This window comes from Duganella sp. CT11-25 (assembly GCF_047302815.1).
GTDB lineage: Bacteria > Pseudomonadota > Gammaproteobacteria > Burkholderiales > Burkholderiaceae_D > Rugamonas.
The window spans coordinates 7,051,786-7,076,296 of record NZ_JBKBFD010000001.1 but is presented as its reverse complement, the minus strand read 5'-3'; the positions used below and the strand labels follow the sequence as shown (position 1 = coordinate 7,076,296).

The window sequence follows — 24,511 nt, the reverse complement described above, 5'->3', positions numbered from 1 at the left end:
ACACTTCATGAATACTTCTAGCGAATTGAGTTCCATCCTCGACAAACTGGCCTCGGACGACGTCTTCCGCGCCCGTCTGGTGGCCGATCCAGTGGGCGCTCTCGCCGCGCTGGGCATCACGCTGCGCGCCGACCAGGTGCCTGCGATACGTACCCTGCCGTCCAAGGAAAGCATCCTGGCCGACCGCGAAGCACTGCAAAGCGTGCTGGAAACCACGCGGAACATGGTGCCCTTCCTGTTGTCCGGCGCCCAGCTCGATACCCGCATGGCGGCGTAACGCTTCCTTCAGACGATGATTCATCCCCGTGCGCCGCGCGCGCGCGGGGCGGCGACACCGCCGGCCGCAACCTGCGGCCGCGCCCATCCCCCCCATCCCACCTCCGCGCCGTCATCGGCGTGTCATTCCGTCGTAACGCAACTGTGTCACATTGCGCCTGGCCTCGCAACAACACGCCATGGTCCGTACCATTCCCATCGCAGAAATTGTTAAGATTCATGAAATATTCTTTTTGAATTGAAATGTGGTACGTACCACTGTACAATCAACAACGTCGGCCATGCCACTGGTTTCCCGCCGATATTGCCATTGCTTCCGGAACTGCGGCGCGGGCATGCGCTGCGATACGCCCGCGGTGAGAGCGCTCCTGACAAAAAGTGAACGCAAAATGAACTCAGTGACCGACATCTTTACTACCGGCGAGTACGCTGCGGACGTCAACGCCAGCGCCGACCTGAAGCATCTATTCCAGAATTATCGCCACCTGCTGGTCTGCTTTGTCATGCGCTATACGCGCAGCCATGAAGATGCCGAAGACGTGGTGCAGGCGGCCTTCGTTCAGGCGCTATCCACGGAGAGCGGCGGCGCGCCGGAACACACCTTGCCCAAATCGCTGTTTGGTACCGCACTCATGCTCGCGCGCGACAGGATGCGCAATCACGCGCTGGAACACGGCGCAAGACCAGGCGAACACCTCGCCGCGCAGCAGCGCCGCTTGCAGCAGGATCCGTTTGAATTGATCGCATTACACCAGTTCAAAGCCAGGGTGGAGGCGTCGCTGCGCGCCTTCCCCCAAGCTGTACTGGAGACTTTCGACCTTGTGGTCAACGGCGAAACCAGTCACACGGACGCCGCCGAATATCTCGGAATTCCGCTGGCCACCGTGCAAACGCATATGGCGCACGTGGGTGACATGGTGCGCTGCCTCGGAGAGTGATGGCGGTTTGCTCCGCGCCTGGGAACTCTGGCACCGGCCCGCGCCACAGATGGATGACATCCCGCCGTCAGGCCAACTACATCCATCTCCCAGGATAATATGTTTCCCGATCACTCCACACAATTCCGGACGCCCCCTTCCCACAGCCACCTGACCCAGGACGAGATTGCGTCTGGTCCGCCGTTATCGCCGCCCCCTATACCATCCTCCTCCGGCACGACATCGGGCGGCGCGGTCGTGCCGCAACATCCCGCACGGTCGGCAAGCGCGCTGGCGGCCAACAGCCGCACCCAGGTCATGGCGCCGGTGTGCGCGGCTGGCGTCCCCCAGTCCGAGGCGGTACGCGACCTGGAAAACAATATGGCCCACATCGGCGTATCGCAGCTGACGCTGGAGCGTGACATCGCCGCGATAGGCGGCAAGTTCATTCCATCCGCGTCGCAAGGAAAGACGCTGGCGTCCTTGAACGACCATGCGGGCGTCATCGTTTTCCCGGCAAAAAACAAGAACATCAAAATTGCCGAAATGCTGGCCGTGGTCAAGGATACGGTCACCAGTCCGGAGGGCGTGAAGCAGGAAAGGTATTTCGTCAAAGGCTATGGCAACCGCCTGGTCCCGCTCTCGGTCGTCACCGGATTCCAGGCGGAGGATTACGAGCATCCGCCCGCCGCCGCGGCCGATGCGGCGGGCGGGGCGCCGGCGCCCCGGCCGACTGAAATGGAAACCTCGTTCCGCACGCACCTGCGCAAGCATTCGGAAACGGCGACGCTGTATGCGCGCAGCCGGGCCGACCAGTCGGACCGGCCGGTCATGAAAGTCCCGCCCAATCCCTTGCCGATGCCGCGTCAAAGCACCTGGGCCATGGGCGAGCAATCGCTGCACGGCTTTGGCGAAAAACCGGACGTGACCGCCCCCCCCACGCCCGGAGCCACGCCCGGCGCCGCGCCGACACCCCGCAAGAGCGACTTCCACCGGGGTTACGTCGACTACAACGGCGTGGAAAACCGTCTGATCTTCTTCCTCAACAAGGATGAGGTCCATGCGCGTCGACGCCCGCAACAGACCCGCCCGCCGCATCCGGCCGACAGCAATGGCAAGAACAAGATCGAGGTACCGGCCAGCGTCAACATGGATGGCCCGATCCTGGCCCAGATCCAGGGCATCAAACGGATCGAAACGATAGGCCCGGCCGGTGTGGTCGAGGGCGTCAAGCTGGCGTCGTTCCGCGTGCACTTTGAGAAGGACCAGAACAAGGTGCTGCGCATCACCACCGAAGACGACGCCGTGCACGAACTGACCTTTACGCCCAAGGGCGCCACGCTCAAGCGCATCCATCCCGCGCCGAGCGGCGACGACCCGATGGCGCCGCTCGAGAATGCCGACATCAGCCTGTATTTCTACCAGGGCGCGAACACCGGCCCGCACGGCAGCCTGCAAGGCTATGCCGACCCGGAACTGGTGATGTCGACCGGCGAAGTGCTGCCCGCCGGCACGCTCGTCAGCGATCCGACCGGCACCGGCATGCTCAAGGCCGCCACCAAGGCCTTCCTGGAACTGGTGACGCTGTCGCCGTCGTTCGGCAACCACGACGGCTGGTCCGGCGCGACCGTCAATACGGGACTGCAGGCGACGATGACGGCCGCCAGCGTCTATCTCGCCAACGCCTTGCTGGACAAGGTCAAGGCCCACACCGGCGGCACCCTGGTCCCCGGGGCCGACGTGTTTTCGGCGTCCGGCGCCGGCCATGTCACGCCGCTCACGCTGGCCGGCGCGGTGGCGCCCATCGTTGTGGTGCAAAAGGCGCTGACCTATGGCGTCGCCTTCATCCTCGACAAGCTGCCGCAAAGCGCCAAGTCCAGGGAAACCGGCGTCGGCCAGTTCGTCAACGAGCTGCTGCTGCCATGGGTCGAGGAAACGGTACGGCTGATGATCAACTACGGCCTGGAAAAACGCCTGCATCTGCCGCGCGGCACCACGACCGAACTGGCGGTGCTGCTGCTGACATCGGCGCTGACCGTGAGCGTCCGCGCCGCCCGCAACCGCATGGGCAACGCGGAAAACCACCCCTGGCTGGAGGCCGCCGGCCAACTGACGGAGTTCCTGGCCGCCGACCTGGTGGGCCGGTCGACCGGCGCCGTGGTCGGCACCGAACACTGGAAGGAGGACCCGTCCAATTTTGGCAGGAACTTCGGGGAAGCCTACATCACCCGCGCCATCGCGCGCGGCTACGACAAGGCGGGGGCGCCGATGCTGCGCACCATGCTCAACGCCCTGGGCTGGGCCGGCACCAACGCCAACGCCTACGATGCGCAGCTCAACCAGCAAGCGCGCTTCAGCCCGGCGGGCGCGCTGCGCAGCTGGAGCCACGACATCACCAAAGCGCTGGACGTGTTTGGCGAAACAGTGGCCGACAAGCTGCAAGACATCGAGGCGACCGCCAACGCCGTCCATCTGGTGAAGAAGGCCGCGCATCGCCTGCACCAGCTGACCGACACCATCGTGCTGCAGGCGGAGCAGGCGGACGCCGACGATGAGCACTGGGTGCAGAAGGCCATCGCCTACCAGAACACAACGGATCCGGCGGCACGCAAGGCCATCCTGAAAGAGTTCGAGGAAGAGATCGCGCGCCGGGTGAAGCTCAGCGAAGACACGGCGGGCACCGCCACAGAGATTGCGGACACTATCCGGGCCATCACCAATCATACCCAGAACCTGCCGGAGAATATGCGTGACGGCTTCGAGCAGATCACGGCCCGCTATCTGGAGCTGATTAAGGCGAACCCGGAGACCAATCCCGGGCTGTATCCGGTCAAGCCGGCTTCCGACTTCCTGTCGGCGCCGCTGCCCGCCGGCAGCGAACCGTCGACCCGATTGGGCGGGCACACCGAACGCATCGTCAACGACTTGAGCACGTTTACGCGGGAACCGGCCAAATTCATCAAAACCATCCACGACGCGATGGTGACCCTGAACGGCTTGCCGGGCAGCCCTGCCCACAGCCTGCCGAACACCAGCGGCGACAACCCAGCCGACTACCGGCAGCTGACGCCCGCCATCCTGCGCGAACAGTGGGATGCGCTGGTCAGCTACACCGTCCAGTCCAGCCCCTTCCACTACAAGCTGCGCTGGGGCGAAACAGGGCAGAACCACTTCCAGATGCTGGCCGACGGGATTCCCATCCGCACCACCGCCATGAACGAGCGCGGCAACGTGACCGGCGACCGCGGCCGCCAGGTCACGGGCCGGATGGCGCTGCTGGTCAACCACGCGGTACTGCATGGCACGCCGCATCCGACCCCGGTGGTGCGCGCCGTGGTGACGGAGGCCTTCTACCAGCATCCCGATAGCCCGCCGCCCCCGCATTCCAGCGACAAGGTGGTCACGATAGGCGACCAGGTATCGCTGACGGAAATCTTTTCCGCCACCAGCTCCAGTCTGCTCGCCGCCTCCTTCCTCGCGCCGCAAGGCTTCAACGCCGCCGACGGCGCCCGCCGCGCGCGCATCGTGATCGACAACGGCGACCATCAACCGGTCGCGGTATCGATCTCCAGGGAGACCGACCTGAAGCAGGCGGAAAGCCTGCTCATGCCGGGCACCTCATTCATCGTCAGCAACATCGTGCGCGAACCCGCGGCGCCGGGAACCGACGCCCAGAAGCCGGGCGAGAACCTGGGCCAGGTCATCCACTTCAAGCGGGTCAACCTGTGGAAAGCGGAAGCCCTCCAGCGCAACTACGACGCGCTGTCCGCGGTCCAGAAGGCGGAAGGGCTGACACAGGGCGAGGATGGAAAATATTCCTTCGACCATTCCGGGGTGGTCCTGAAGGACGGCACCCTGACCATGGACAAGGACAGCGGCGCCTTCAGCCGCTTCAACGGCACCACCGGCAAGCTGGAGCCTCACCAGGCCAAGAATTACTTCCTGGGCACCGGCATGGACGACCCCGGACAAAAATCGCGCACCCGCTTCCCCTTCACATCGGATAAGAGTCCGCGCGGTCTGAAAGATGAAATCAACGCCATGCTGTTGCTGGGCGATAGCGCCGTGCCCTATTTGGACGACATGACCAAGAACGCTTCCTATGAAGTTGACAAGCGGGCCGACGGTTATTACACCAGGGGCACGCCGGCCAACAGGTTCAAGCAGGAGGACGATCAGCAGCGCGACCTGGTGCGCGCGAACGCGCGCCAGGTGGCCGAACGCATAGACGAGCTGGAGATGAACACCGCCATGCCCGTCGTGCAAGGCCAGTCTTTCCAGGGCCAGCTGCTGGCCGAGACGACCGCAAGCGCCTTGCGCCAGCCGCTGAAGATGGTGCGGATCGATGGCGACGGCAAGGTGCTCACGCAGGACGTGCCCGGCGGCACAGACGGCGCTCCGCCCAAGACCGAACCGCAAATCCTCGCCAATATCGCGGAAGGATTCGACGGCGTCGACCTGCGTTGGGAAAAGCAGGGCCATGCGCTGATCGGCGTCGGCCCCAAGGGCTACTACCACATGCGCTACAAGGACGGCGAGTTGACCGCGATCCCGATCGAGATCGGCGCCGGCGGCCACACGCCGGGCAACCTGCTGCACGCCATCGCCGCGGCGGCTTTGCCGAACCCGGCCGACAGCCGCTACCAGGTGCACGACGGCCGCCTGAAGACGACGCATCAGGTTCAACTGGCGTCCGAGCAGGCCATACCGGGTTACTATCCCCAGCCGGCCGATCAGGATCAGGACCCCGTCCACCACAGCGCGGGGCAACTGCTGCAACGCCTCAAGACGTATGTCGGCGCGGAGTATGAGCCGATGCAGGCCTGGTTGTCGGCCCGGGTGTAACTGAGCCCATGGGATAGTTCGCGGCGGCCGGTCGCTCCCGGCCGCTGCGGACCAGCTTCAACGCATGACTTCAAACACCAGGAACTGCGTCACTTCCCTCGACAGGAAATTATCGTCGGCAACAAACACCAGCGACTCGCGCCCTCCTCCCAGCGGCAGGCCCCAGGACATGCCCTCGATATTTCCCACATAGGGCAGCCCCAGCGTGCCGAAGTCCAGCACCAGGCGCTTGCGGCCGGGCGTATAAGTCGCTCCCCGCAGCGTTGGCAGCGACGCGACATCGGTGGCGCCGGAAAAATCCACTTCATACAGCTTGATGTAGAAAGTGAAATCGCCCGCCGCATCCTGCACGCCGGAGCGCTCGATCACGTACAGGTGCTGCTCGTCGATCGCCAGGATCTCGGACACGCCGTTGTCGGCGAACCTGCCGGCGGGCGGCGCATGGGCGATCGCGTCGATCGGGTAGGCGAACTGCCGCAGCATCCTGCCGTCGCGGTCGAAACGGCTGATGCGCACCATCGCGCCGGCGGCCGGCGTCGCCACCGGCCCGTCCTGGTAGAGCGGCGCCTCCATCGCCAGCCACAGCGAGCGTCCGTCGGGCGCGAAGGCCAGGCCCTCGAACGACAGGTTCGAGCGCGGCCCCGCCTCGCGCGTTGGCCAGACGCGCAGCATTTCCGGCATCGGCAGATCCTTCATCAAGCCGCCATCGGCCGACGCCTGGCGCACGAATGGCTGGTGGTTGCGTTTGCGGTCGCCTTCACTGCTGTACCAGATGCCGCCGTCCAGCGGATCGAAGCGGATGGACTCGATATCGGGCACCTCGCCGCCGACCGCCTGCACCGTCGCCGCGCCGGGATACGGCGTGCCGTCGGCCTGGCGGAAGTAGTGCACATCGCTCAGCGACACCGCCCTGAAGGCATGGTCGTCGTAGTCCAGCCGCGCGGAATAGAAACGTGCGGGGCCGATCTCGGAGCGGTCGTCGCTTTCCATGATCCACTCGCCGCTGCGCGGGTCATAGTCGATGCCCGACAGGCCGCCGACCACCGTGTCCTTGAAGGACAATCGCGATGCGAGGCGCTGCTCGCCGATCAAGCGCAGGCCGGCGCCCGGCACGTGCGCGGCCGACGACGGCCGCACCGGCGCGACGCCGCAGCCGCCCATCGCGGCGCACAGCAGCAGCGCCCCGAACACCCCAGCGAACGGCCGCGTCACGGCAGGCGCGCAATCGCGGCGTGCACCAGCGCCAGCAACGCATCGTTGCGCACCGCCGTCATGGCCAGCAGATTGGCCGGATGCGCAGCGTCGATCTGTTCCCCGAACCACGCCAGCGCATGTCCCTCGGTCGGGCCCGCGCGCCAGTCGACTTCGATGTGGCATGGCTCGCCCGTGAACAGCGTCTCGTCGATCAGGTAGGCCACCGGACAGGCGTCGTGCAACAGCGGATCGAGCTCCGCGTAGGCTTCCAGCATGCCGGCGGCGGCCTTGCCGCAGGCGCCGTCCAGGGTATGGAAGGAGGCGATCCACGCCGGCGTCATGATCGCCGAGCTGGTGACGTCGAGCGGGAACAGCACGGCGTTGGCGCCGGACGCCAGCACCATCTCCGCCGCCACCGGATCGGCGTAGAAATTGAATTCGGCGGCGGGCGTGATATTGCCGGGAAAGCGCAGCGCGCCGCCCATGATCAGCAGCCGCCGCGCACGCCGCAATATCCCCGGCGACAGGCTCTCGGCCAGCGCCAGGTTGGTCAACGGCCCGGTGGCCACCAGCTCGACGGTGTGCGCCGGGTGCGCCGACAGCAGCTCGACCAGGCGGTTGGCGGCATGGCCCTCCTGCGCCGGCGCGCCCGGGCCGACATCGACGCCGCCCAGGCCGTCCTCCCCGTGCACCAGGTTGCAGCGCGCGGCGGGGTATCCCAGCGGCCGCGCGGCGCCCGCATACACCGGCACCATCGGCTGCCCCGCCAGGTCCATGATCTTGCGGGCATTGCGGGCGGTGGTCGCGGCGGGACGGTTGCCGGCCACCGTGGTCACGGCCAGCACCTGGAACGCATCGCTGCCGGCGGCAAGCAGCAGCGCCAGTGCGTCGTCGATGCCGGGATCGCAGTCGATAATAATGTGTTTCATGCGGTTTCCTTTGATGTCATGAACTGTTCGATGTCGGCGCGCAGCGGCTGCGCGGCCTGGGCGCCGGGCCGCGTGCACGCCAGCGCCGCCGCCGCGGCGGCATAGCGCATCGCGCGCCGGCGGTCGGCGCCCTCCGATATGGCGGCGGCGAACACGCCGGCGAAGGTGTCGCCCGCACCGGTGGTGTCGCGCACCGCGACCTCGAAGGCCGCCGCCGTCAACAGCCCGCCGCCCGGATCGGCCAACAAGGCGCCCTGCGCGCCCAATGTGACCAGCACCTCGCAACCGTGGCGGGCCGCGAGCGCGAGGGCCAGCTCGGCGGGCGCCGCGCCGGAGCCCGCCAGCCGTTGCAGCTCGTGCGCATTGGCGATCAGGATATCGACCGCATCGAGGTCGGGCAGGCGCTCCGGCTGCAGCGGCGAAGCGTTCAATATCACCTTGCAGCCGAGGCGCCTGGCGCGCCGCGCCAGCGCCATGGTCTCGCCGATGTCGGTCTCGAGCTGCAGCAGCAGGCAATCGCCGGCGCCCAGCGCCTCATCCGGCACTTGTCCCGCGGCGGCGGCCAGATTGGCGCCCGCCGCCACCACGATCGAGTTTTCGCCCCTGGCATCCACCATGATCAGCGCCATGCCGGTGGCGAGTCCGGGGAGCGCCGCGACCCCGGAAATATCCACGCCGGCCGCGATCAGCGCCGCCAGCGCCGTCGCGGCGAAGCCATCGTCGCCCGTCGCGCCGAACATCCTGACCTGCGCGCCGAAACACCTGGCGGCATGCGCCTGATTGGCGCCCTTGCCGCCGGGCGACAGCAGCGCCTGCCCCCCCAGCACCGTCTCGCCCGGCAAAGGCAGGCGTGGCGTCGCCACGCCGACATCCACATTGATGGAGCCGAATACGCAGATCATGCGGCGCCCTCCGACAGCACCGAGGCCACGCGCGCGCGGTCCGGCAGCGCCGTTCGCGCACCCATCGCGGCGACCGTGCAGCTCGCGGCCGCGCAGGCGAATCGCAGGCAGGCGTCCAGCGCCGCTCCGTCCAGCCAGGCCGAGAGGAAGGCCGCGTTGAAGCTGTCACCGGCGCCGGCCGTATCGACCACCCGCGCGGCGAACGCCGGCCGGGATGCTTCCTCGCCGGCGCTCACCGCCATCGCTCCGGCCGCGCCAAGGCTGACCACCACCACCCTGGGTCCCAGCGCCAGCACCGTGCGCATGGCGTCGAACGACACCGCGCCGGCGTTGCCGGCCTCGAAGCCGGATTCATTGAAGAACACGATATCGGCAAGCGCGGCCCGCGCGCGCATGGCGTCCGGGCCGGGCGCGACCGCCGCCTCCAGGTCGATCGCCACCAAGGCGCCCCGCTCGCGCGCGGTCGCGCTGAGCGCGGCGTACTCCTCAAGGTCGTACGGCATGGCGTAGGCGACGCGCGACTCGGCCAGCGCCTCGGCCAGCGCCGGCCGGTCCAGCGGCGCCGTCTCCATCGGCTGGTAGATCACGGATTTTTCGCCGGACGGCGTCACGATCACGATCGCGGACGCCGACGCCGCGCCCTGCTCGCGCCGCAGATAGGTCATGTCCACGCCGAACCGCGCGAACGAATCCCTGAGCACATCGCCGTTGGCATCCGCGCCGGTGCGGCCGAATACGGCGCAGCGCATGCCCAGGCGCGCCACGCCGCAAGCCACATTCGCGGTGGTGCCGCCGGCCAGCGTGCCGAGCGCGCGGCCCAGCACTTTTTCGCCGAGCGCCGGCGGCTCGCCGGCCGCGATCACGATGTCGGCGCATGGATCGCCAAACGACAGCAACTGCCAGCGCCGCCGGCTGTCGCCCCGTATCTCCGTCCCGATTCCAGTCTCCATTGCTGCTCTTTCCCCGATCATTTGATGGCAAGCGACGCCAGTCCGGCGGACAGGCTGTCCAGGTCGAATTCCGCCGCGTTGACCCGCTTGAACTCGTGCATCAGTTCCTGCGGCAGCGCCGCCGTGCCGCGCAAGGCGCCGACGATCGCCCCGGCCATGGTCGCGATCGAATCGGTGTCGTTGCCGATCGATGCGCTCAGCGCGATGGTGCGCAGCGGATCGCCCTGGGCATACGCTACCACGCCCAGCGCCGCCGGCACGGATTCGGCCGCCAGCACCGAGTTGCCGACTTCACTCTCCATCCTGCGCAGGAAGGCGTCGTCGCTGTGCGATTCGCGGGCGATGCGCAGCGCCATCCGCAGGCGCGCCAGGTAGCTCGGCCCGGCAACCAGGCGCGCATGCTCGCGCGCCAGCTGCTCGCCGAAGCGGGCGCCGCTCTCGGCGGCCTCCAGCACGCCCGCCAGGTCGTCCGTCACCAGCGCCAGCGAGGTCGCGGCGGCGACCGAGCAGGCGGCGGAAATCGCGACATCCGTATCATGGGACGGCAGGCAGGTCACCAGCGCGAAGCGGCATGCGGCTTCCAGCCGGCCCGGGTAGAGCAGGCCGGCCGGCGCCACGCGCATCGCCGCGCCGTTGGTGGTGCCGACCGTCGTCATCTTGCGCCGCGACTGGCCGATCACGCCGACCAGCGCCGTATCGCCGCCCTCCCGCAGCGCCTTGACGATGCCGGCGGTGCTCGGCCCCATGAAGCCGGCCTTGGGACTGTGCTCGGCCCAGTCCAGCAGGCAGTCCACCCATTGTTTTCCGCTCAGCTGGCCGCCGGCCTCGATCACGGCACGCGCCAGATAGTACATCTGGCTGGCGTCGTCGGTCACCTCGGCGCGGTGGCCGAGGTTTGCGCCGGCGAAGGTGTCGGACGGCGGCTCGTCGAAGGCCGTCACCAGGCCGCCGTACTTGGCGGCGATTTCGTCGATGCTCCATTGTTCGGTCGGCGCGCCGAGGGCGTCGCCCATGCCGGCCAAGGCCAGCGAGGCATGGATACGGTCCTGCAGTATGTTGATGTTCACGTGTGTCCTCTTATTGGCATAATTTATTCGAATAACTTAGTGGAATGAATGACGCGCGCGGCGCCGTCCAGCCAGCACCAGGGCCAGGATGGTCACCAGCGGCGGCAGCATGTAGACCACCTGCGTCGGCCAGCCGATCGCGCCGAGGCGCGTCGCCAACACGCCGGCGCCGCCGAAAAGCAGCGCCGCCGCCAGCATGCCGAGCGGCCGGCGGGCGCCGAGAAAGACCGCCGCCAGCGCCAGGAAACCCCGGCCGGCGGTCATGTCGGCCTGGAACAGCGAGAGATAGCCCATGCTCAGGTAGATCCCGCCGCAGCCGCCCAGCAAGCCGCTCAGCAGCAGCGCCGCATACCGGACCCGGCGCACCGGGATGCCAGCCGCCAGCGCGGCGGCGTGGTTCTCGCCCACCGCGCGAAGCCAGGCGCCGAAGCGTGTCCGCGTCAGCAACAGCGACAGCAAAGGCACCGCCGCAAAGGCGGCGATCAGCAGCACATGATGCCCATGGCCGGTCTCGCCGTTGAACAGCAGGTTCGCCAGCGGCAGGCCGTCCAGTCCCGGCACGAACAGCGATGGCAGCACCGGCGTGGCGATGCTGGCGGTCGAGCCCTTGTCGCCGACCAGCGACACCAGCAGGAATACCGTCAGGCCGGCGGCCAGCAGATTGATGGCGATGCCGCCGACAATCAGGTCCGCGCCCAGTTCAAGGTGGAAGAACGCCAGCAACGCCGTCAACAGCAGCGCCGCCGCCAGGCCGGCGGCGCAACCGAGCCATGGATAAAGCCATGGCGCCAGGCCGGGGAACCAGCGCTGCATATAGATCGCGCCGATCACGCCGAAGAAGGCGGCGATCAGCATGACGCCTTCCAGCCCGACGTTGATGCAGCCAGCCAGTTCCGAGACCAGGCCGCCCAATGCGGAGAACAGGATGGGCGTCGCGGCGCGCAGCACGGCCAGCAGCACCAGCGCCGCGCCGGCGCCTGTCGCGCCGGTCAGGTCGGGCATCATGCGCGGCTCCCGGTCCAGCGCGCGGGCAGCAGCCGGTCGGCCACCACGAACAGGATAATCAACGCCTGGATCACCAGCACCGTCTCGCGCGAGACGTCGGTGCCGCGCTCCATGGCCTGCGCGCCGGTGCGCAGATAGGCGTAGAACAGCGCCGCCCACGGGATCGCGCGCGGCTCGTTGCGCGCAAGCAGGGCCACCAGCAGGCCGTCGTAACCGAGTCCCGGATTCAGGTCGACCGGCAGGCGCTTGAGCAGGCCGTTGCTGATGTGGAGCCCGGCCAGCGCGGCAAAGGCGCCGCCCGCCGCCATCGACAGCACCATGGCGCGGCCCACCGGCAAGCCGGACTGCAACGCAAACGCCGGCGCCGAACCGGTGACGCGGATTTCATATCCCAGCGTGGTGCGCTTGAGCAGCAGCGCGGCGGCGGCGACGGCCAGCGGCACCGCGAACAGCAGCGTGGTCACGTTGGTATGCTCGATCAGCGCGGAGAACACCGCCGGCGCGGGCAGCAGCGGCGTGACCTGGTAGCCGGCATGCGGATCGGCCATCCAGTCGGCCACCGCCAGGCGGTAGAACTGCACCGCGATCAGGTTGAGCATCAGGCTCGTGACCATCTCGTTGGCGCCGCAGCGCACCTTCAGCAGTCCCGGTAGCAGCCCCCAGGTGAAGCCGGTCAGGATGGCGGCGCAGGCGGCGGCCGGCAGCAGCATCCAGGCGGGCGCCCCCACCTGCAGCCAATACAGGCTGGCGGCGGCGGCGGCCAGCGCCGACAGGAACATCTGGCCGTCGGCGCCAAGCGAGAACTGGCGCGCGCGGAACGGCAAGGCCACGGCCAGGCCGAGGAAGGTCAGCGTGACAGCGTCTTCGATGACGGTACCGAAACGGACGATGCGATGCAGCTGCCAGCCCTGCTCCGCGCTCCAGCCGATCTCCGGCAGCGCCCCGGTCAACAGGATCAGATAGGCGCGCAACGGTTCGCGGCTGACCAGCGCCGTGATCGCCAGCCCGGCCAGCAAGGCCGCGCCGACCGCGGCCGCCAGGCGCCAGGCGTTGGACGCCTTGACCTGCGCCGAGGGCATCATGCCGCCACCCCGCCGGTGAAAGGCGCGTCCAGCGTCGCCTCGGCGCCGGGCTGGTGGCCGCCGGTCATGCAGGCGCCGACGGTCGCGGCCCCGGCACCGCCGTTGAAATGGCCGACGATGCGCCCCTGCACCAGCACCGCGATCCGGTCCGACAACGCCAGCACTTCATCGAGGTCGGAAGAGATCAGCAGCACGGCGGCGCCGCTGTCGCGCAGCTCGACCAGCGAACGGCGCAGCGCCTGGGCCGCGCCGAGATCGACGCCACGGGTCGGCTGGCTGGCCACCAGAAAACGCGGCGCGCGCTCTATTTCGCGGCCCAGTACGATCTTCTGCAGATTGCCGCCGGAAAGCGCGCCGATGGCCTGCTGCGGCCCGCGCGACGCCACCCCGAAGCGTTCGATCAGGCCCGCCGCCATCGCTTGCGCGGCGTCGGGATACAGCCAGCCCAGGCGCGACAGCGGACGCCGGTGATAGGCGCCCGCGATGGCGTTGTCGGCGATGCTCATGTCGGCCGCGACGCCGTTGTGCAGGCGGTCCTCGGGAATGGCGCCGACGCCTGCCGCGCGCGCGGCGCGCACGCCGGCGCCGGTGACGCCGCGTCCGTCCACCGTCGCGCCGCCGGCATCGGGGCGCAGCAAGCCCGCCAGCACATCGGCCAGCAGCCCCTGTCCATTGCCTTCGACGGCGGCGATGCCGAGGATTTCGCCGGCCGCGATGTCGAAGGAGATGTCATGCAGCCGGGCCCTGCCATCCCGGCCCCGGACGCCGATGCCGCGCGCGCTGACCAGCGCCGCCTGGCCGCGCGCGGCGGTGCGCGCCACCTGCAGCGGCGGCAATGGACGGCCCACGATCATCTCGGTCAGCTGGCGGGCGTCCACCTCGGCGGCGGCGGCCTGGCCGGTCACGCGGCCGCCGCGCAGCACCGTGAAGCGGTCCGATACCTCAAGCACTTCGGACAGCTTGTGCGTGATCAGCAGCACCGTCACGCCCTGCAGCGTCAAGGCGCGCAGCGCCCCGAACAAGGCCTGCGCCTCGGATGGCGTCAGCACCGCCGTCGGCTCGTCCAGCAAGATGATGCTGGCGCCGCGATACAGCGTCTTGAGGATTTCCACGCGCTGCTGCTCGCCCAGCGACAGGCCCGCCACCGGCGCCAACGGATCGGCGTCAAGGCCGAAGCGCAGCGACAGATCCCGCACCCGCTCGATCGCGGCGCGCCGGTCGAGCATGCCGAAGCGTCCCGGCTCGCTGCCCAGCACCACGTTTTGCGCCACCGTAAACGACGGCACCAACTGCAGGTGCTGCGGCACCAGCCCGATTCCGGCCGCGATCGCATCGGCCGGCGTGCGCAGCGTCAGCGGCGCGCCGTCAAGCAGGATCGTGCCGGCGCTGGGCTGCTCCAGGCCGTACAGCATCTTCATCACGGTGGATTTTCCGGCGCCGTTCTCGCCCACCAGCGCGTGGATGTGGCCGCGCCGCACCTGCAGGCTGACGTCGTCGCTGGCCAGCGTGCCGTTGGGGTAGCGCTTGGACACCGCGCGCAACGCCAGGCGCGGCGTGCCCGTATCGGATACCGTCTCGGTTATGGTCTGCATCATTGAAAGCGCGCCCTCACATCGCTTGGGCAAAAGCGCTGGGCACGCGCACGCGCCCCCGCACGATGCCATCCTGTATTGCTTCGATTTCCCGCCGCAGTTCCGGCGCGGCCGCATCCATCACCGGAGAACCGAGGGCGAGCCGTATGCCGCCCTCGGCCAGGCCGATGGACTCGGCGCGGCCGTATGGCAGTTTGTCCTCAAGCTGCAGCTGCACGGCGCGCAGCAGGCCGGCATCGACGTCCTTGATCACCGAGGTCACGATGCGCGCCGCCCGCTGCGGATTGCTGTCGCGGTAAAGCTGGTACTGATCCATATCGACGCCGATCACATAGCGGCCGGCTTCCGCCGCCGCCTCCGTGACGCCCTGCCCGGTGGCGCCGGCGGCATGGAATACCAGGCCGGCCCCCTGCCCGAACTGGGCCTTGGCGATCTCCTTGCCGGCGGCCGGGTCGGAGAAGGCATTGGCGTACTGGCTGAAGATGCGCGCGTCCGGCCACGCCGCATGGGCGCCGGCGCCGTAGCCGACCAGGAAATCCTCGATCACCGGGAACGGCATGCCGCCGACCGCGCCCAGCGCGCTGCCCGCCGGCGCGCCGGGCAAACCGCGCTGCATCAGCCGCGCGGCCAGGAAGCCGGCAAGATAGGCGCCCTCGTTCTGCCGGAACAGCATCGAGTACACGTTCCGGCAGCGGCAATGGGCGTAATCGACCGATGCGTCGAAGACCACAAAGCGCGTCGCCGGAAATTGCGCCGCCAGCTTCTGCACATACGGCACCATGGTGAAGGTTCCCGCCACCACAATGTCGTACTCGCCGCTGTCGGCCAGGTCGCTCAGCGCCGCCTCCCAGCGGGTCGGGTCGGTGCCGCCCTCGATCACCCTGGTCCGCACCGGCAGCGTCGCCCGTATCCGCGCCATGCCGGCGGCGGCCGAGTCGAACAGCGACTTGTCGCCGCGCGTGCCGTTGATGAACAGGGCGACCCGCAGCCGCTCGCCGGCCGCGGGCGGCGCATATACCCGGCGGCCGATCCAGGCCAGCAGGTACAGCACCGCCACCACCGCGGCCAGCCAGCATAGCTGCCGCAACAACGAATACGCGCTTTGCTTCAAAGTCCCATGCCTTTCATCTTCAGAGCGATGCCCTCAGGGTGAAGAACAGCGTGCGCGGGCTGCCGAGGAAATAACGGCCCGACGTCAGCGGATTGGAGGTCGTCAGTTCCGCTCCCACCCCGCCAAGATAGCGCTTGTCGAACAGGTTGTCGACGTTGAACGCCAGTTCGGCATTGCGGATGTAGCCCAGGAAGCTGCCTTTCGGCCGATAGCTGAGCGACATGCCGACCAGCGTATAGGCGGGCATGTATTCGCGCGGGTAGAAGGCCGGCCCGCCGGTGATGACGGTATTGGCGACATCGCCGTAGGTGCCGGCGGATTCGCCCACATACTTGGCGTTGACGCTCGCGCGCCAGGTCTCCAGCGGCTTCCAGACCGCTTCGACAAACGCGGTGCGGCGCGGCGCGCCCAGCACCGGATCGCCGGCCTTGATGCCCTCGGCCGCCGTCTCGGCGACGTAGTGCGCGTCGTTGTATGCCGCGTTGGCGTACAGTTCGTAGGTATCGCCGGTGGCGCGGCCCGTCAGCTCGACGCCGCGCGAGCTGATGCCGCCCTGGTTCTGGAAGGTGGTCTTGACGTCGCGCGAGAAGATGTCGCCGTTCGGATTGCCGTTCTGGATCGAGATGCGGTCGCGGTAGTCGATATCGTAGACCGTCAGCGCCAGGCCATAGCGGTCGCGTACCCAGCGCAGGCCGATGTCCTTGTTGATCGAGGTCTCGGGCTTGATGCCGTTCTTGGCGTCGACCGCCGAAGTGCCTTCGAACACGCTGTCGGGTATGGCGCTGAAGTTCTTCGAGCCGCTGGCAAACACCTCCCACTCGTCGCTGACGCGATACAGCGCGGCCAGCTTGGGCAGCAGCTTGGACGACACGCGCAGCGAGCGGGTGCCGGAGAACTCCACCGGCGACAGATAGGACTCGCTGAAACGCTGGTAGGTGGCGCCCAGGTCGAGCTCGACGCGGTCGCCCATCAGGCTCATTTTATCCTGCACGTAGGCCATCGCCGTGTTCGACGAATAATGGCGGTCCTGCGTGACCGAGTATGGCGCGCCGTCGGCATAGGCGCCGCTGACCTTGGGATCGACCACATCGAACCAGTTGCGCACCTTCTCGCGGGTGATGTGCTCATACCAGCCGCCGACGCGCACGCGATGGACGTCGGCGAACGTCACCGCCGCTTCCGCCAGCGCGCCCTTGCGGTCGATCGAATTGTCGCTGCGGCGCGTGGTCGCCTCGCGCGCACCCCAAGCGGACACCGGGTTCATCGCATACTTCGCCGCGACCGGACAGCCGGCGGTCTTCAGCGCGGCCGCGCTGGAACCGGCCGGAATCGCCACCGCCGCCACCGGCACCAGCGCGCCGCTGGCCGTGCGCTGGTACTGGTTCTTGTAGCATTCCTGCACCACCGCCGTCGCCGCGCCGCCCGGAGCGACGGTGCTGTAGGCCAGGCCGTTGCTGGGCAGCTGCGCATACGGCACATAGAACCAGCCGTTGCCGTCCTGCTTGTGCAGATAGGGCTTGAGCGTGAATTTCCCGGTCTCGCCGAAACGCTGGGTCCAGTCGATGTGGGCCAGCGTGTCGGTGCTGTTGATGCCGCGCGTGCCGCGGAAGTTCTGGTCGATGGCGGGGTCGCCAGTCCAGTGGTCCGTCAGGCCGTCCGTCTCCGGGTTGCCTTGGAACGTGGCCTTATACAGCGGTGCGGAAATCGCGCGCAGCGCCACGGCGTCATAGTCGTTGTCGGTGAAGTCGTTGTAGCTGACGGTGGCGCGCAGGCTGGAGCCGCCGCCCAGGTCCTGCAGTACCCGCAGGTCGGCATGCTGGCGCCGGTTGCGGCCCGCCTCGTCTCCCGGCCAGGTCCGCACGTACTCGTGGGAGTAATCCATGTAGGCGCTGGTGCCGAGCGACGACTTGCCGGTGTCGACCCGCACGAACTCGCGCTGGTAGCCGAAGCTGCCCGCCGACAGCTCGATATCGCCGCCGCGCACCTTGGCCGGATCGCGCGTGCGGTAGTCGATGTAGCCGCCCAGCGCCTGGCCGGATGGCGTGCCGAGGTCGCCGGCCGTCTGCGACACATCGACCCTGACCAGGTTGGCCGGTTCAAGCAGGCGGTTCGGCATGGTGCCGCCGTTCGACAGCGTCGAGCCGTTCGGAATGCCGTCCACCGAAATGCCGATCTGCTCCTTGTTCAAGCCGCGCATCGACAAGCGCATCGAGAAGCTGCCGGTCAGCGCGTCGCTGGAACTGACCTGCAGCCCGGGCACGCGCGCCAGCAGCTTGAGCGGATCGAGACCGGCGGGCTGCTGCTTGATCGCCTCCTCGTCGATGACGCTGTTGGCGCGCGCCTCGCCCTTGCCCATCACCTGGCCGGTGATCTCGACCACGGTCGGCGCGCGACCTTCGCCCGCCTCTTGCGCCGACGCCGGCAGATTCCATTGCAGCATGACGGCCGATCCAGCCGCCAGCAGTCCGATTTTTCTATACACGATACCCCCTAGGTTATGAATTAACTACCGCGTTTCGAGATGCCTGCCGGCGCGCCGGGCTGATGCATTGATTCTATAGTGGTACGTACCACTAATCAATAGGAACAAAAAAAATTCCACCGGAATATCCAGTGAAATTTTTATTTCGCCCGAGATTGGTACAAACCAATATATAATCCACACGAAACAAGCCGCCAATGTGCCACAGTTACATGACGGCTGCATGACATGGACCGTCGGCGCCGGGACGCCGGACAAATATTTCAACCAACCTGACGATGAGCAGCATGACCGCCTTTTCCAATGCGACACCGATCTACCGCCAGTTGGCCGACCGGCTGCGGGCCGAGATCGAAGCGGGCCACATCGGCCCGAACGACGCCATTCCCGCCGAACGCGACCTGGCCATCACCCACGAAGTCAGCCGCGACACGGTGCGCAAGGCGATCAAGCTGCTGGAAGAACAAGGCGTGCTGTATAGCGACCATGGACGCGGCACCTTTGCCGCGCCGACCGCCGTGCGCAAGATGTCGCGCTTCCTCGACAGCTTCACCGAGGACACCATCAAGCGCGGCGGCGTGCCGGGCCAGAAGATCCTGGTCATGGAGGAAGTCGTCGCCAGCATGGCGATCGCCAGCCTGCTCAACATCGATACCGACACCACCATCCTCCACCTCAAGCGCGTGCGCATGATGGACGGCGCGCCGATCGGCATCCAGGATTCCTATCTGCGGCTGCCGCCGGGCGAGACGCTGACCCGCCACGAGCTGGAACGCAGCGGCTCGCTGTACCGGCTGCTGGTCGACAAGCTGGGCATCGAGCCGTCCGAAAGCCTGGAGAGCATCGGCGCGCTGGCGGCCACGCGCGAGGACGTCGACTTGCTGGGCATCGCGATCGGCACGCCGATCCTGGTCTGCGAGCGCATCATGCTGTCGAGCCGGCGCGAGCCGGTGGAATACTGCGAGATGCGCTACCTGCCCTCGTACCGCTACAAGACGCGCATCAGCAAGTGGAGCCAGGGGCAGGCGGCGTAACGGCTAGGCGCTGCCGCCGAACTGCTCGCGCACGGCGGCGCGCACCCGCGACACCCGCGAACGCACGGTGCCCACCGGCACCTCCAGATACTCGGCCGCTTCCTCGTAGGTGATGTCGCGGCTGACCACGACGTCGAAGGTTTCCCGTATCTTCGGCGGGAAACTGCGCAGCAGCGCGTCGACCCTGGAGCTCATCTGGCGCGACTCGCACAGCTCGGCCGGATTGGCGCGCTGGTCCTTGATCTGTTCGAAGTAGCCATCCTCCACCGTGTCATACAGGTCGGCGCTGTTGCGGCGCACCTGGTTGCGCGCCAGGTTCAGCGCGATGCCGAACAGCCAGGTCGACGGTTTCGACATGCCGGCAAAGCGGTCCGCGCAGCGCAGCGCTTCGATGAAGGTATTCTGCACCACGTCCTCGGCGTCCTCCAGGCTGCGCGTATAGCGCTGCACGAAACGCACCAGGTGCTGGCGGTGTTCGAGGAACAGGCGCTGGACGTCGACGGCCGGTTCGGCGGGCGACGACGCGGTGCAGGAAACAGGCGCGGACATCATGACAATTTCTCCATGGGGTGAGGGGCAGTGGCGAAAAGCGAATGATTATTCTTAAGAAATCTTAATTTCCGTTTCGCAATGTATCAGGAAAAACGCCGCCGCTGGCACTTTGCTTTGTATCTTTATGCGATTTTTGAGCATCGTTGAGAAGATTGGCGACATTCCCGTCAAAAAAATAATCCTTTGATAAAGCTGCATAAAAAGCACGCCATCATGCCACGCTGCCAAACTGCTGGCGCACGGCAGCGCGCACCCGCGACACCCGCGAGCGCACCGTCCCCACCGGAATCGCCAGATACTCGGCCGCCTGCTCATAGGTGGCGTCGCCGTTGATCACCACGTCGAAGGTTTCGCGGATCTTCGGCGGCAGGCTGCGCAGCAGCGTGTCGACCTGCAGCGTGATCTGGCGCGACTCGAACAGGTCGGCCGGATTGGCGTGCTGGTCGGCGATCTGTTCGATGTAGCCCTCCTCCACCGTCTCGTACAGGTCGGCGCTGTTGCGGCGCACCTGGTTGCGCGCCAGGTTCAGCGCGATGCCGAACAGCCAGGTCGACGGCTTCGACAGCCCGGAGAAACGGTCGGCGCAGCGCATCGCTTCGACAAAGGTGTTTTGCACCACGTCCTCGGCATCTTCGGTGTTGCGGGTGTAGCGCTGGACAAAGCGCACCAGGTGCTGGCGGTGCGCCATGAACAGGCGCTGGACATCGATCGCAGGGGTGGTGGTCGGGGCGGCGGCGTGTTCGATAGTCATGATTCGATCTCCATGGGTTGGCGGCGATGAGAGGTGCAAAGCAGCATGGAAGCCAAGGTAGCAGCAAAAAAACGCGTTTCCGCCGAACCATGAGGATTCGTGAGACTTTGAAAAACGTTGAGGAAATCGGGAGAAAAAACCGGCGCGCCAAGGGAACCGCAGGGCCGCCGCGCCGACCGCGCGAGCCGTGCCGCATGGCGCGCCGAGGCCGGAACCAAAGCCCGGCGGCCGTCACTTACCGGTATCCAACCAGCCACCGGGGACCCCTCATGCAAGAACTGCGAATACTCAACGGCCTGCACCGCGGCGCCACGCTGCCGCTCGACGCGCAGGCCGTCAACATCGGCGCCGACGAAGCGGCCGACGTCGTCATGGCCGACCACGGCATTGCGGCCGACCACGCGCTGCTGTCGCCGAACGGTGGCGGCTGGCTGCTGTCGGCCACCGGCGGCGCCGTCTACGGGGCCGACAGCGGCCAGCCGCAGCAACTGGTCGAGCTGTCGCCCGGCGACTGCGCCCGCGTCGGCGATATCTGGCTGAGCGTCGCCTGGCAGGGCGCGCCGTGGGAGGCGCCGCCGCCGCTGCCCGAACCGGAACCGGAATTCGATGCGCGCGCGGCGGCCGATGAAGCGGCGGCCGCCACGCAGGCCGCGGATGGCGCCGCCCTGCCCGCCGCGCCGCAGCCGGCGGTAAAGAGCAAGCCGCGCGGCAAGTGGCGCCGGCGCGGTGTCGGCGCGATCCTGGTCGCGGTCGCGGCGATGCTGGCCGCCACCGCCTATGCGCTGACCACGCGCCCGCCGCTGCCCGCACCGGTCACGCTCGACCCGCCGGCGGCGGACGCCGCCGCCTCGTCGCCAGCCACACCGGCGCCGGCCTCGCCGCCCTCGGCATCGGCGCCCGCCACCTCGGCCGCGCAACCGGCCGCCGCCACGCCGGCGCTGGCCGCGCTGTTCCGCAAGCGCCTGGCCGACGCCGAACTGCTGAACCGCTTCGACCTGTCGCTGGAGGCGCGCGCCTGGACCATGCAAGCCCATCTCGACGACGAAGAGACGGCGCGCTTCGAACGCATCCTCAACAGCTTCATCAAGGAACACCACATCACCTTCCCGGTCAGCGCCAAAGCGGTGACGGCGGAAGCGATGCTGCCGTTCCGCATCGGCCAGGTGATCTCCGGCGCCAACGCCAGCGTGGTGACGCAGGACGGCGCCCGCCTCTACGTGGGCGACGACTATCGCGGCGTGCGGCTGGTGGCGATCCAGCCCAACCGCGTGACCTTCTTCGGCAAGCGCAAGATCGAGGTGATCTGGTGAGCCGCGACGAGGCGGTGGCCGAGCGCCTGGCCGCGCTGGCCGCCCGCGCGCCGGCCTGGCTGGCCGGCCTGCCGGCCGCGCCGGGACTGCAGCGCTACGGCCGCGTGGCGCAGGTGGTGGGCACGCTGATCGAGGCGCACATGCCGCCGGCGCGGATCGGCGAACTGTGTCACCTGCTCAGCCCCGGCAACCAGCCCATGCTGGCCGAGGTGATCGGCTTCTCCGAGCAGGCCACGCTGCTGTCGGGACTGAGCCCGCTGGAGGGCGTCTCGCGCAGCACCATCATCGAGCCGCTGGGCCGCGTGCACACCATCGACAGCGGCGAGCACCTGTTCGGCAGCGTGCTGGATGGTTTCGGCCGCGTGATGTTCCGCTCGCCGCACGCGCCGCCGCTGCGCGCCGACGGCTGGCGCGAGACGGTGCCGGTGGTGCGCGAGGCGCCGGCCGCGATCGACCGCCCGCGCATCGCCACCGCGCTGCCGACCGGCGTGCGCGCCATCGACGGCCTGCTGACGCTGGGCCGGGGCCAGCGGGTCGGCGTGTTCGCCGGCCCCGGCTGCGGCAAGACCACGCTGATGGCGGCGGTGGCGCGCGGCTGCCAGGCCGACGCCATCGTGTTCGGCCTTATCGGCGAACGGGGCCGCGAACTGAACGAATTCCTCGAACACGAGCTGGATCCGGAACTGGTCAGCAAGACCATCATCGTCTGCGCCACCTCGGACCGCACCTCGATGGAACGGGCGCGCGCCGCCTTCACCGCCACCGCCATCGCCGAGGGCTTCCGCGCGCGCGGCAAGCAGGTGCTGCTGCTGGTCGATTCGCTGACCCGCTTCGCCCGCGCCCAGCGCGAGATCGGCCTGGCCGCCGGCGAACCGCCGGCGCGCGGCGGCTTCACGCCGTCGGTCTACACCATGCTGCCGCGGCTGGTGGAGCGGGCTGGCGCCACCGCCGACGGCGCCATCACGGCCATGTACACGGTGCTGGTCGACGGCGAATCGGCGTCCGACCCGATCGGCGACGAAGCCAAGTCGCTGCTGGACGGCCATATCCTGCTCAGCAAAAAACTGGCGGAACAGGGCCACTACCCGGCCATCGACGTCCTCGCCAGCATCAGCCGCACCATGGGCAACGTCACCGACGGCGCGCACCGCAAGGCCGCGTTCCGCTTCCGCGCGCTGCAGTCGCGCTACCAGGAGATGGAATTGCTGATACGGCTGGGCGAATACCGCAGCGGCGGCGATCCGCTGGCCGACCAGGCGGTGGCGCTGCGCGACGCCCAGCTCGACTTCCTGCGCCAGGACACCAGCGGCCAGACGCCGTATGCGCAGACACTGGAACGCCTGACGGCGTTGGCGGCATGATCACGCGCAGCGCCGTCCGGCGCGAAGCCGTCGAAGTGGTCGAGCCGCGCCTGCCCGACCGCACGCTGGAACGCCTGCTCGGGGTGCGCAAGCACCGGCTGGAGCGGCTGGAACGCGAGCGCCGCGACGCCCGCGAGCATTGGCGCCAGCAGCGCACCGCGCTGCGGCTGGCGAAGCTGCTGTGGCGCGGCGCGCGCCAGGCCGCGACCACCCACTGGCAGCAGGCGCGCCAGCAATTCTTCGCGATGGAAACGGACAGCCTGCAGTTCCGCGCCGCGCAGGGTGGCTACGAACGCATGAAGCGCGACACCGGGCAGCGCCTGCTGGCATGGCGCGAGACCGCCGTCGCCAGCCGCGAAGCCGGCGCCGCCTTCTTCGCCGCCCACCGGCAGCTGCGGGACGCCAGGCGGCAGCAGGAAAAGCTCGACATCCTGCGCGAACACATCCGGGCGACGGAGCGCCGCTATGACGATTGAGCTGCGCCCCCGCGCCCCAGCCCCCGCCGGCGACGACGACGCGCCGCAGCCGGCCCGCCGCCGGCAGCCGCCGCGCTATGCGCCCAAACCGGCCGCCAAGCCGCCGCCGCAGGCCGTCGCCGGCACGCCGGCATCCGCGCGGACCGCCGCGCCGCCGTCCCGCGCCAGGGCGCGCGATGCCCAGGCGGCGCGTGACGGGCGGCAGGCCGACCTGCGCCGGGAGCGCCCCGCCGGCGGCCTGGCCGACGCCGATCCGCAAACGCCCGGCATCCAGGCCTTCGCCCCGCCGCGCGACAGTTGCCGGGAAAGCGGCGACGATGGTGCGGGTGCGGGTGCGAGCGCGGATCCGGCCGGGACCACGGGCACCGGCGGCGCGGCCGGTAGCGCCGGCGCAGCCAATGACGACGCCGAACTGGAAGCCGGCCTGCAAGGGCTGCACGACCAGCAAGGTATCTTCGAGCTCTTGCTGCCGGGCGGCCAGTCGGTCGGGGTGGTGGTGCAATCGGCGGCGGCCGGCGTGCATTTCCTGCTCAGCGCCGGCGGCGGCGCGCTCGAACAGCGCCTTCGTCAAAACAAAATGGAACTGGAACGGCGTTTACAGCAACGTATGCAGAAGGATGTGCGGATCGCGGTGCTGTAGCACCCCGTCGGCATCCGCCATGCGGGCGCCGCCGT

20 protein-coding genes are annotated in these 24,511 nt (G+C 68.3%); 8 read left to right on the top strand and 12 right to left on the bottom strand.

Annotated features, from left to right (window positions below):
• The first annotated feature begins 7 nt into the window (after window positions 1–7).
• From ACEN9F_RS31025 to ACEN9F_RS31015, 3 genes are all read left to right on the top strand, one after another.
• Complete coding sequence (locus ACEN9F_RS31025; protein WP_413426555.1) at window positions 8–277, top strand: NHLP-related RiPP peptide; 270 nt, start codon at window positions 8–10, stop codon at window positions 275–277.
• 388 nt (window positions 278–665) lie between these two features.
• Window positions 666–1,214 carry an RNA polymerase sigma factor gene (locus ACEN9F_RS31020; protein WP_413426553.1) on the top strand — a complete coding sequence of 183 codons (549 nt, stop codon included), beginning with the start codon at window positions 666–668 and terminating at the stop codon, window positions 1,212–1,214.
• 237 nt (window positions 1,215–1,451) lie between these two features.
• Window positions 1,452–6,038 (top strand): hypothetical protein, encoded by a 4,587-nt coding sequence (locus ACEN9F_RS31015; RefSeq protein ID WP_413426551.1) that lies wholly within the window; start codon window positions 1,452–1,454, stop codon window positions 6,036–6,038.
• A 57-nt stretch (window positions 6,039–6,095) separates the two neighbouring features.
• Here the strand turns inward: ACEN9F_RS31015 and ACEN9F_RS31010 are convergent, their stop codons facing one another.
• From ACEN9F_RS31010 to ACEN9F_RS30965, 10 genes are read right to left on the bottom strand one after another with little or no spacing between them, the layout of a single operon-like run.
• Window positions 6,096–7,250, bottom strand: coding sequence for an esterase-like activity of phytase family protein (locus ACEN9F_RS31010; protein ID WP_413426549.1), 1,155 nt, complete (start codon window positions 7,248–7,250; stop codon window positions 6,096–6,098).
• On the bottom strand, window positions 7,247–8,161 hold the full coding sequence (locus tag ACEN9F_RS31005) for a nucleoside hydrolase (RefSeq protein WP_413426547.1): 915 nt from the start codon (window positions 8,159–8,161) through the stop codon (window positions 7,247–7,249). The genes ACEN9F_RS31010 and ACEN9F_RS31005 overlap by 4 nt, the downstream gene beginning before the upstream one ends.
• Entirely contained in the window at window positions 8,158–9,063 is a 906-nt protein-coding gene (locus tag ACEN9F_RS31000; RefSeq protein ID WP_413426545.1) for a ribokinase, read from the bottom strand. Before ACEN9F_RS31000 ends, ACEN9F_RS31005 begins: the two co-directional genes overlap by 4 nt.
• Window positions 9,060–10,013, bottom strand: a complete 954-nt coding sequence (locus ACEN9F_RS30995; protein ID WP_413426543.1) for a carbohydrate kinase family protein — start codon at window positions 10,011–10,013, stop codon at window positions 9,060–9,062. Before ACEN9F_RS30995 ends, ACEN9F_RS31000 begins: the two co-directional genes overlap by 4 nt.
• Before the next feature lie 17 nt (window positions 10,014–10,030).
• Complete coding sequence (locus tag ACEN9F_RS30990) at window positions 10,031–11,080, bottom strand: ADP-ribosylglycohydrolase family protein (RefSeq protein ID WP_413426541.1); 1,050 nt, start codon at window positions 11,078–11,080, stop codon at window positions 10,031–10,033.
• Between the two features lie 36 nt (window positions 11,081–11,116).
• Entirely contained in the window at window positions 11,117–12,085 is a 969-nt protein-coding gene (locus tag ACEN9F_RS30985; RefSeq protein WP_413426538.1) for an ABC transporter permease, read from the bottom strand.
• Window positions 12,082–13,167, bottom strand: coding sequence for an ABC transporter permease (locus ACEN9F_RS30980; protein ID WP_413426536.1), 1,086 nt, complete (start codon window positions 13,165–13,167; stop codon window positions 12,082–12,084). Before ACEN9F_RS30980 ends, ACEN9F_RS30985 begins: the two co-directional genes overlap by 4 nt.
• Window positions 13,164–14,762, bottom strand: a complete 1,599-nt coding sequence (locus ACEN9F_RS30975; RefSeq protein WP_413426534.1) for an ABC transporter ATP-binding protein — start codon at window positions 14,760–14,762, stop codon at window positions 13,164–13,166. Before ACEN9F_RS30975 ends, ACEN9F_RS30980 begins: the two co-directional genes overlap by 4 nt.
• A 13-nt stretch (window positions 14,763–14,775) precedes the next feature.
• On the bottom strand, window positions 14,776–15,870 hold the full coding sequence (locus ACEN9F_RS30970; RefSeq protein ID WP_413426532.1) for a BMP family lipoprotein: 1,095 nt from the start codon (window positions 15,868–15,870) through the stop codon (window positions 14,776–14,778).
• Between the two features lie 19 nt (window positions 15,871–15,889).
• Window positions 15,890–18,352: a TonB-dependent receptor domain-containing protein gene (locus ACEN9F_RS30965; RefSeq protein ID WP_413426530.1), complete on the bottom strand. Its 2,463-nt coding sequence runs from the start codon at window positions 18,350–18,352 to the stop codon at window positions 15,890–15,892.
• Between the two features lie 287 nt (window positions 18,353–18,639).
• On the opposite strand from ACEN9F_RS30965, the gene ACEN9F_RS30960 reads away from it, so the two are divergent.
• A complete protein-coding gene (locus tag ACEN9F_RS30960) occupies window positions 18,640–19,386 on the top strand; it encodes a GntR family transcriptional regulator (protein ID WP_413426528.1) in 747 nt (248 codons plus the stop codon).
• A gap of 3 nt (window positions 19,387–19,389) precedes the next feature.
• Here ACEN9F_RS30960 and ACEN9F_RS30955 read toward each other — a convergent pair whose 3' ends face one another.
• Entirely contained in the window at window positions 19,390–19,938 is a 549-nt protein-coding gene (locus ACEN9F_RS30955; protein WP_413426526.1) for an RNA polymerase sigma factor, read from the bottom strand.
• 211 nt (window positions 19,939–20,149) lie between these two features.
• Complete coding sequence (locus ACEN9F_RS30950) at window positions 20,150–20,689, bottom strand: RNA polymerase sigma factor (protein ID WP_413426524.1); 540 nt, start codon at window positions 20,687–20,689, stop codon at window positions 20,150–20,152.
• A 269-nt stretch (window positions 20,690–20,958) separates the two neighbouring features.
• Here ACEN9F_RS30950 and ACEN9F_RS30945 point away from each other — a divergent pair, with 269 nt between their 5' ends.
• Genes ACEN9F_RS30945 through ACEN9F_RS30930 form a run of 4 tightly spaced genes read left to right on the top strand, consistent with a single transcriptional unit; the run spans window position 20,959 to window position 24,476 of the window.
• On the top strand, window positions 20,959–21,999 hold the full coding sequence (locus tag ACEN9F_RS30945; protein ID WP_413426522.1) for an FHA domain-containing protein: 1,041 nt from the start codon (window positions 20,959–20,961) through the stop codon (window positions 21,997–21,999).
• Complete coding sequence (locus tag ACEN9F_RS30940) at window positions 21,993–23,360, top strand: FliI/YscN family ATPase (protein WP_413427236.1); 1,368 nt, start codon at window positions 21,993–21,995, stop codon at window positions 23,358–23,360. The genes ACEN9F_RS30945 and ACEN9F_RS30940 overlap by 7 nt, the downstream gene beginning before the upstream one ends.
• Window positions 23,357–23,836 carry a hypothetical protein gene (locus tag ACEN9F_RS30935; protein ID WP_413426520.1) on the top strand — a complete coding sequence of 160 codons (480 nt, stop codon included), beginning with the start codon at window positions 23,357–23,359 and terminating at the stop codon, window positions 23,834–23,836. Before ACEN9F_RS30940 ends, ACEN9F_RS30935 begins: the two co-directional genes overlap by 4 nt.
• Window positions 23,826–24,476 carry a hypothetical protein gene (locus ACEN9F_RS30930; RefSeq protein ID WP_413426518.1) on the top strand — a complete coding sequence of 217 codons (651 nt, stop codon included), beginning with the start codon at window positions 23,826–23,828 and terminating at the stop codon, window positions 24,474–24,476. Before ACEN9F_RS30935 ends, ACEN9F_RS30930 begins: the two co-directional genes overlap by 11 nt.
• Window positions 24,477–24,511: the final 35 nt, after the last annotated feature.

Coding starts and splice junctions, on each gene's coding strand:
- ACEN9F_RS31025 (WP_413426555.1), top strand. CDS start 8: ATGAATACTTCTAGCGAATTGAGTTCCATCCTCGACAAACTGGCCTCG.
- ACEN9F_RS30945 (WP_413426522.1), top strand. CDS start 20,959: ATGCAAGAACTGCGAATACTCAACGGCCTGCACCGCGGCGCCACGCTG.
- ACEN9F_RS30980 (WP_413426536.1), bottom strand. CDS start 13,167: ATGATGCCCTCGGCGCAGGTCAAGGCGTCCAACGCCTGGCGCCTGGCG.
- ACEN9F_RS30960 (WP_413426528.1), top strand. CDS start 18,640: ATGACCGCCTTTTCCAATGCGACACCGATCTACCGCCAGTTGGCCGAC.
- ACEN9F_RS30930 (WP_413426518.1), top strand. CDS start 23,826: ATGACGATTGAGCTGCGCCCCCGCGCCCCAGCCCCCGCCGGCGACGAC.
- ACEN9F_RS30995 (WP_413426543.1), bottom strand. CDS start 10,013: ATGGAGACTGGAATCGGGACGGAGATACGGGGCGACAGCCGGCGGCGC.
- ACEN9F_RS31020 (WP_413426553.1), top strand. CDS start 666: ATGAACTCAGTGACCGACATCTTTACTACCGGCGAGTACGCTGCGGAC.
- ACEN9F_RS30935 (WP_413426520.1), top strand. CDS start 23,357: ATGATCACGCGCAGCGCCGTCCGGCGCGAAGCCGTCGAAGTGGTCGAG.
- ACEN9F_RS30975 (WP_413426534.1), bottom strand. CDS start 14,762: ATGATGCAGACCATAACCGAGACGGTATCCGATACGGGCACGCCGCGC.
- ACEN9F_RS31000 (WP_413426545.1), bottom strand. CDS start 9,063: ATGATCTGCGTATTCGGCTCCATCAATGTGGATGTCGGCGTGGCGACG.
- ACEN9F_RS30955 (WP_413426526.1), bottom strand. CDS start 19,938: ATGATGTCCGCGCCTGTTTCCTGCACCGCGTCGTCGCCCGCCGAACCG.
- ACEN9F_RS30950 (WP_413426524.1), bottom strand. CDS start 20,689: ATGACTATCGAACACGCCGCCGCCCCGACCACCACCCCTGCGATCGAT.
- ACEN9F_RS30985 (WP_413426538.1), bottom strand. CDS start 12,085: ATGATGCCCGACCTGACCGGCGCGACAGGCGCCGGCGCGGCGCTGGTG.
- ACEN9F_RS31005 (WP_413426547.1), bottom strand. CDS start 8,161: ATGAAACACATTATTATCGACTGCGATCCCGGCATCGACGACGCACTG.